6 protein-coding genes and 1 pseudogene are annotated in these 7,540 nt (G+C 56.7%); all 7 read right to left on the reverse strand.

The window, feature by feature from the left end; all coding sequences use genetic code 11:
- Positions 1-173: 173 nt before the first annotated feature.
- Positions 174-977 carry a hypothetical protein gene (locus VGC62_RS21130; protein WP_331189024.1) on the reverse strand — a complete coding sequence of 268 codons (804 nt, stop codon included), beginning with the start codon at positions 975-977 and terminating at the stop codon, positions 174-176.
- Positions 978-1,326: 349 nt separating this feature from the next.
- Positions 1,327-3,045, reverse strand: coding sequence for a precorrin-3B C(17)-methyltransferase (gene cobJ, locus VGC62_RS21135; RefSeq protein WP_331189025.1), 1,719 nt, complete (start codon positions 3,043-3,045; stop codon positions 1,327-1,329).
- The gene (locus VGC62_RS21140; protein ID WP_331189026.1) at positions 3,045-3,776 is read right to left on the reverse strand and encodes a precorrin-2 C(20)-methyltransferase; all 732 of its coding nucleotides are present in this window, start codon (positions 3,774-3,776) and stop codon (positions 3,045-3,047) included. The genes cobJ and VGC62_RS21140 overlap by 1 nt, the downstream gene beginning before the upstream one ends.
- Positions 3,776-4,402, reverse strand: a complete 627-nt coding sequence (locus VGC62_RS21145) for a precorrin-8X methylmutase (RefSeq protein ID WP_331189027.1) — start codon at positions 4,400-4,402, stop codon at positions 3,776-3,778. Before VGC62_RS21145 ends, VGC62_RS21140 begins: the two co-directional genes overlap by 1 nt.
- Positions 4,395-5,738: a precorrin-3B synthase gene (gene cobG / locus VGC62_RS21150; protein ID WP_414705830.1), complete on the reverse strand. Its 1,344-nt coding sequence runs from the start codon at positions 5,736-5,738 to the stop codon at positions 4,395-4,397. The genes VGC62_RS21145 and cobG overlap by 8 nt, the downstream gene beginning before the upstream one ends.
- A 1,080-nt stretch (positions 5,739-6,818) precedes the next feature.
- Entirely contained in the window at positions 6,819-7,193 is a 375-nt protein-coding gene (locus tag VGC62_RS21155) for a hypothetical protein (protein WP_331189028.1), read from the reverse strand.
- Positions 7,186-7,540 (reverse strand): annotated as a pseudogene (locus tag VGC62_RS21160) (hypothetical protein); the annotation flags it as partial. The gene VGC62_RS21155 and the pseudogene VGC62_RS21160, both read right to left, overlap by 8 nt.

The following is a 7,540-nucleotide window of genomic DNA, read 5'->3' on the forward strand; positions in this document are numbered from 1 at the left end:
CACCCGCGACACCCTTGCCTCTGGCTAACACTTCCCCTTGCCGGGTGTGTAGAGGACTTTCACCTCCGAGTCACCAGCGTGGCTACCACAGCCAAGCTGGTTGCGCTTACGCGCAACGCGCCATGCCTGGCGCACAAAAAATAAGCGGAGGCGACACGCACCTCCGCCTTTGATTAAATCTCAAATTCCTCAATGGCCGTTTTGGCACTATTACCTAATTTATCCTGAATGGCCTCACGTACTTTTTCATAATGGCGAGAGTTGAAAAACAACAGATCTTCGCCACGATGAGTTTCTACTTCGGCATTGTTCCATTCCCAAAACAGTACATTGGTGACTGCCGAGCGGGCCGCGAAGTGAACCGCACCCAGCGCCACACTTACCGTACCGTCACGATCTTCATTGCAACTGGCAATGCGGAAACTGCCACCGCGATGCAGCTTGGTTTGACGCTCGAACAAACGTAGCGGTTTTTCACTGGCCTTCAGCGCATTGACGGCATCCCCAGCCACCTTGAGCATTGCCAGCGACGCAGGGCCGGGCAGCGCTGCAGCAACAAGAATGGAACTGATAATCTCCAGACCCACCTGATCCATGGAGAAGTTTTTCTGGGTAGCACGATATTGTGCGTAATCCCATCTGCGCGAACCAAAACCGGCATAGCTCAACACCTGGAAGAACTTGCGATACCAATCCTGCACGTCAGTTTGTTGATTGAATGCCTTGTTGGCGACCAAGGTGGCGAACAGGAAGGCATCCATGACGTCCTCGCGGTTCTGGCGAGACATACCCTCGGTGAAGGCCATGATATTGCCTTCGACAACGGCAGCGTGTGCCGTGGCAATGTCTTCAGGAATGGCGACTGGCGAACTCAACTTAGAAACATGTTCCATAAGAGAGTGAGAGCAGTCGGAAACTTCACAACTTTCGATAAAATTGTGGCGATCACTTTCATCAATACGTGCTTTTGCGTTCATATTTTTAATCCATTAATTGATATGTCCTCATGGACAGGAATGAGACTAGCGAAGTTTTATGTCTGCGACCAATCGGCGTTATTTAAAAATACGGAGTGGAACAGATTAATACGTTTACATTCAGAGACACCTGAATGTATCGCTGCGGTCGCCTGAGATCCGCATAAAGGCGGTATCTAAAGGGCTGACGACAATTCGCAATGTCATTGAAGAAATAACCTACCGACGCAGCAGCATCGCCGACTTTTTTTCTTTACTCATCCAGGGTTTTGCCCTGCGCAGGAAAAGCCTGAATCCTTGGAGAGATCAGACTTTTCACTCAAACACTGCGATGGTGTCCGGCGCCAAATCAGCCTAACGCTGTAGGTTTTACCCCATACCACCGTGGTGTGTAGACCCATTGGCCGCCATCCACTCGATCAAAAGTGGTGGTCAGAGAGGAGCCAATCAGCACCATGGTGCGCATGTCCACCTGCTCCGGCGTCAGTTCAGCAAGCGTGGTGACACGCAACGTTTGACCTGAGCGCCCGATGTCACGCCCCAGGGTTACCACCGTTTCAGGCGTACGATGTTGACGTACGATCTCCAGCGCACGCCCCAACTGCCAAGGCCGCGAGCGTGAAATCGGGTTGTAGAACGCCAACGCTAGATCCGCCTGACACGCAAGGTCCAGGCGCTTCTCAATGATGTCCCACGGTTTGAGATTGTCCGACAGCGACATCACACAGAAGTCATGCCCTAACGGCGCGCCGGCTTGCGCGGCGGTTGCGAGCGAAGCAGAAACCCCCGGCAGGATTTCCAGCTCGACGGCATGCCAATCAGGGTTATTGGACTCATGCAACGCCTCCAATACCGCAGCCGCCATGGCGAACACGCCAGGATCACCGGACGACACTACAACTACCGAACGACCTTGCGCTGCCAGTTCAAAGGCGTGGCGGGCGCGCTGCATTTCTTCACGATTGTCGGTGCAATGCTGCACCTGATCATCGCGAAACGGCCCGGCCATACGCACGTAAGTTTCGTACCCCAATACATCGTTGGCGCGCGCCAGCTCGGCCTTTACCGCAGGGATCATGAAATCCTTGGCGCCAGGGCCCAAACCGATAACGGCAAGTCGTCCTCGCCCACGTCCAACCTGCTCTACGTCGAGCGGTTGCGGCGCCACCGCGACGGCGATGCCCTCGGCTGAGCTGATCGAAAGCAATGGTGGCAATGCCTGCGCAAGCATGTTGCTGACGTCAGAGGTTGCCTTGGCAAAGCGAAGCGGCACGCCCAGCTCCGCCGCCGCAGCGTGCAACGTCGGGCTGGCCATTTCGGTTTCGCTTGCTAACAGACAGGCCAGTGATTGGACGGCAATATGCGCATCGTGCAACGCCGAACGCACAGCGGTCGCCAACTCAGGCAGCGCTGCACTCACCGCCACCAATACATTGCGCGGGTAGATCAGCAATTCATTAGGCGCAGGCTCACGCTCGGCATAACCGACGTGAATCGCCAGTTGCGCGTGATCGTCTTGCGGCAGTTGGGCCTGCGCCAGCCATGGCGCAGCGCCTTCGATGCGCACACTTTGGCCGGACAACACATCCGAAACAAAGCGCTTGCCCAGCTCCAGATCACCCAGTGAATACCCCGTGGGGGGATTGAGCAGGCACGTGCCGAAACGCAATTCGCCACTGGTGGTAATCGCCGCTGCAACCTCAAGCCCGGCGGCGATCTCGCGGGCCATGACATTGACGCCGCCCAACCCGCCGAGCAACGGCACCACTGCACTGCCGTCTTCAGCGACAGCCAGCACTGGCGGTTCGACGCCCTTTCCCAGCAGCACCGGCGCCAGGGTACGAATGACAATGCCTGCCGCGCATAAGGCAATGATCGGCGTGTCCTGTTGATACAGCTGACGTAACGTGGCGCCAAATTCATCGTAACGGCGGTCAGCGCTATCGACACGCCCAGCCAAGCCGTGGATCAGCGCGCCGGGATACAGCTGCTGAATCCGCCGCGCCGTCGCCAATGCGCCGTTACCCAGAATGACAATCGCCAGGGCATTTTGCGTGTGAGCACTCATCAGCCTTGCCACCTTTGACCTGGCACGATGATCAGCGAGAAATACGGTGACGACGTGGGGTCGACTTCAGCCAGTGGCACGATCTTCTGATTGGTCATGGTCGCGCGCTCAACATACAACGCGCGCGCCGCCAATCCGGTGTCCACCAACGCCTGCCGCACTTTCGGCAGATTACGTCCCAGTTTCATGATCACCGCCGCATCGGCCTCTAACAATTTGCGTTTCAGCTCCTCGGCTGGCAACACGCCAGAGAGCACCGACAAGCTTTGATTGCGATACACCAGCGGCGCGCCGAGCACCGACGCACCACCGAGCATCGAGCAGACGCCCGGTATCACTTGGGCCTCATAACGCTCAGCCAGGCGGTCGTGCAAGTACATATAGGAGCCGTAGAACATCGGATCGCCTTCGCAGATCACCGCCACGTCGCGCCCGGCATCCAGGTGCGCGGCCAGCTCGACGCTGCAAGTGTCATAGAAGTCGCTGATCACTTGCTCGTAGGACATCGGCGCAGGCAGCGCTTCGGTGGTCACCGGGTACACCAGCGGCATTAGTGTCTGCGCTTGCTGCAAATGCGCTTCGATAATACCGAACGCATTGCCCTTCTTGCCCTTGGCCACGAAGTACGCAACTACCGGCGATTCACGCAGCAGGCGCAGGGCTTTGACAGTGATCAGCTCCGGATCGCCGGGACCGACGCCCAAGCCAATCAAACGACCGCGAGGCTGCATCACTCAACCTCCGTGGCCAGTGCGTTGACCGCCGCTGCCGCCATGGCGCTGCCGCCACGCCGGCCCTGCATGATCACGTACGGCACGCCACGGCTGTCAGCAGCAAGCATGTCTTTTGACTCAGCGGCGCCCACAAAACCGACCGGAAAACCCAGGATCAACGCCGGTTTTGGCGCGCCGGCATCGAGCATTTCCAACAGATAAAACAGCGCGGTCGGGGCATTGCCGATCACCACCACGCTGCCTTCCAGGTACGGACGCCACAGCTCCAGCGCCGCCGCGGAACGGGTATTGCCCAATTCGCGGGCCAAGTCCGGGACGCTGCTGTCCCTTAACGTGCAGATCACCTGATTGTTGGCCGGTAAACGCGTGCGGGTGACACCTTCAGAGACCATTCGCGCATCGCACAGAATCGGCGCACCCGCAGCCAATGCATCGCGCCCGGCCTTGCCTGCGCCTGGCGAGAAGCGCAGGCCTTCAATGACGTCGACCATGCCGCTTGCGTGAATCACCCGCACTGCGAGTTTTTCCAGGTCAGCGGGGATCGTGTCCAGCCGAGCTTCGGCACGAATGATCGCGAAGGAGTTGCGATAAATCTCCTGGCCATCGCGGATGTAATCAATCATCGGTGTTGCTCCGTGAGTCGGCGTTCAACTGCACGCCGACTGCTTCAATAGTGAGGTCACGCCCACGCAACTCACCGAAACCCGGTTGATCTGCGTGGCGAAAATAGAGGTCGTAACGGCCGCTGGACACGGCGAGCAAGGTCACCGGCGCGATATGCGCGGCCGCGCAGGATCGTATGCAGCCGGACACGTGAACGGGCCGAGCGGGTCGCAAGTCACTCGCCAGCTTCAACGCGTCTGACTTGGTATCGGCCAAGCCTTTCGCGCACGCGGCTGACCCGGTGCAGGCGATCAACTGCCCCAGCGATTGTTCCGCGCTGACGATCAGCCCGGCGTCTTGCAAGCCTTCAAGCACCTGCGCCGCGTTATCGAGCGCGACGTTGCGCAGCATCAGGCTTTGCCACGGCGTCATCGACAACGTGCCATCACCCAGTTCGACGGAGAGATCCGCCACGCGGGACAGCATCGACGGATTCAGACGCCCCAAAGGCACCACCGCCCCCACAGCGACCAAGGCCGTTTCGGCCTGTGGATAAAGGCCGATATGACCGTTGGGTTGAATCGGGGGGCGACGCCAAGTGGTTATGCGTTGATCGGTTCGCGCTGCGACTGTCAAACGCGCTGACAGCGCTCCAAGGAATTCACTGACCGACATGTCAGCCAGCAGATGGCGCATGCGGGTGTGTTCAGCCTTGGCTGCTGCCAGGAACAACTCCAGCACCGCAATGACCAACTCATGCCCCCGATCCAGCGGCACCGCGCCGACAGGGGAATGACTTGCCGGACATCCCGCAAATCCAAACCCCAGCAGCATTTCTCCATTGACCTGCATCGCCGACAGCCACAGGTCGTGAGGATGCTCCAACATCACCAACCCTTCGCCGCCGTCCAACGACAACGCGAACTTCGGTGACAGGTCATGAAAGCCCGGATGGTTTTCCAGCGAGTCGAGGATCAGCCGGGCCAACGGTCGTGTATCGAACAATTGCTGCGGATCAACCCCAGCGGTAGGGCTGAGCATCAGGTTGCGTACATCATCGCCAGCCGGATGACTCGGGCCGAGACCGGCATCGAGCAAGGTCGCGATCAAACCATTGTGGTCAGCGCCGATGCCGCGAATTTGCAAATTGCCGCGATTGGTCGCCTCGATCAGCCCACCGGCGTACCGCTCGGCAGCCCCGGCCACGGCCTTTGCCTGCGCCGCCGTGATCACACCGCCAGCCAGCTTGATCCGGCAGATCCCACCGTCCAGCGCCGGAACAATACGCAACAACCCCGGACAAGCCGAGGGGCGTAAAGGCGTTGAAAGCGGGCGAGCGGGCATCGGCTCGGACAATGGATCACCTGATCTGGAAACGTAACGAAACAATTGAGCCCCGGGGCGGCGGTATTATGCCTGCTTTGTTCGTTGGCATGAAAAGGTGGTTGGTCGACCTGTCACCACAACTTACCTAACAGCCCCAACGCGACGATGGCAATGACGAAGCCCAGACACGCCAATCTCATTGGGAGGACTATCCAGCGACGATTTATCGTCGAAATCCGGCTGACCTCATCAAGGTCCACCAGACCCTTTTCACTCAAGCTACGCGTAGAGGTCAGGGCGAGATTGCAGACCGCTGCATCCTCCCGAAACAACCAGTGAGTCCCCAGAACGCTCTGGCGTCGGCAACTATGCTGCAATTCTTTAGCGGGTCCTCAATCTTCGGAAGAATAACGTGATCCACGTAAAGCGATACAAGATAGGTAACGCTGATCAAAACACCTGATACGACAACCATCCACTCCAGGATACCGCTACTCATTTTTAGCGAGTTCGTAAAGCATGTCATTGGTAATGACGCCAAATGTAGAATGCTGCTCGATAAAACCCAAACGAAACCGGGAATAACCTCGAGAACATCGATTCATCACCACATTTTCCCCATCAAGGCCCAAGTGACAAAAAGTACAGCCAAACTTTTCTGACTAATATTCATCGGGATACATATCCAGCGTCTGTCCCGTAAAGAAATACGGCTAACTTCATCGACATCCACCATGCCGTTTTTTCCGAAGCGCCGCGTGGACGTGAGCGCGGACTTCACTGCAATAGTCGATAGCCTCTTCCAACGAACCCTGAGTTTCGCCAAAATCTTTTTGCGTCAATTACAACTGCACAGTTCATCAGTTGCTCCTCCACACGATCAAGGATGAAATATTTGACGTAAATATTTACGAGAAAACTTAGAAACAACGAAATAACCGATGCCAGTAGTACCCACGCCAAGGGATCTTTAGTCATCGCCGACAAGCTCGTAAATCATGGTGCCCACAAAATCGCCTGCTTTAGATCCCTCCTTCCTGCCCACCGAGCACGCCTCATGAATCTCCAGCGCCACCCGAGCGTTTGAAACAGGGACGTAATATCGGAACATCACCACAACTTACCTAATAAGGCTAAAGCCAGAAAACAAATGGTCATACTCACGAAGCTGACGTTCATCGGGATAACTATCCACAGCCGGTGACTTTTTGGAATCCGGCGAACCTGATCAATATCCACCATGCCTTTTTTGCTCAACTGGTGTGTCGCCGTGAGCGCTAAATTCACCATAACCAGACGGTGACCTCTTCCTACAAACCCAGACCCGCCCCAAAATCTTTTTGCATTATTCACAATTGAACAATTGCTTAGTTGCTCCTCAACCGCAGCAAGAATGAAGTACTTGACGTAAATCATTACGTAAAAATTGAGAACCATCAGAAAGCCCGAAATGAGGGCTACCCATTCAAAGAGAAGGTCACTCATCGCCGAGAAGCTCGTAAAGCATCGTTCCCGCAAAATCGCCAAATGCAGAACCGCCTTTACCTGCCAACCATCCTCCAGCAGCACCTGCTGCAATGCCACAAACCAGTATGCTTGCACCTCTGGTGGGACCAGCCAATCTCACGCACAGCGTCGCGGCTGTATAGCCGCCAGCTGTAGCCGCCGGAATCCCAACCACCATTTTCCCCACCTCCACAAACTTGGCCTTTGTACACATCTCCTTCCTGCCCATCGAGCACGCTTCATGTATCTCCAGCGCGCCCGCGCCAAGATCCAGCGCGATACCCACGACGCTGCCCTTGCTTAACTTCCTCGCGACGTTGTTGACC

The sequence above is a fragment of the Pseudomonas sp. genome, from assembly GCF_036404235.1.
Lineage (GTDB): Bacteria > Pseudomonadota > Gammaproteobacteria > Pseudomonadales > Pseudomonadaceae > Aquipseudomonas.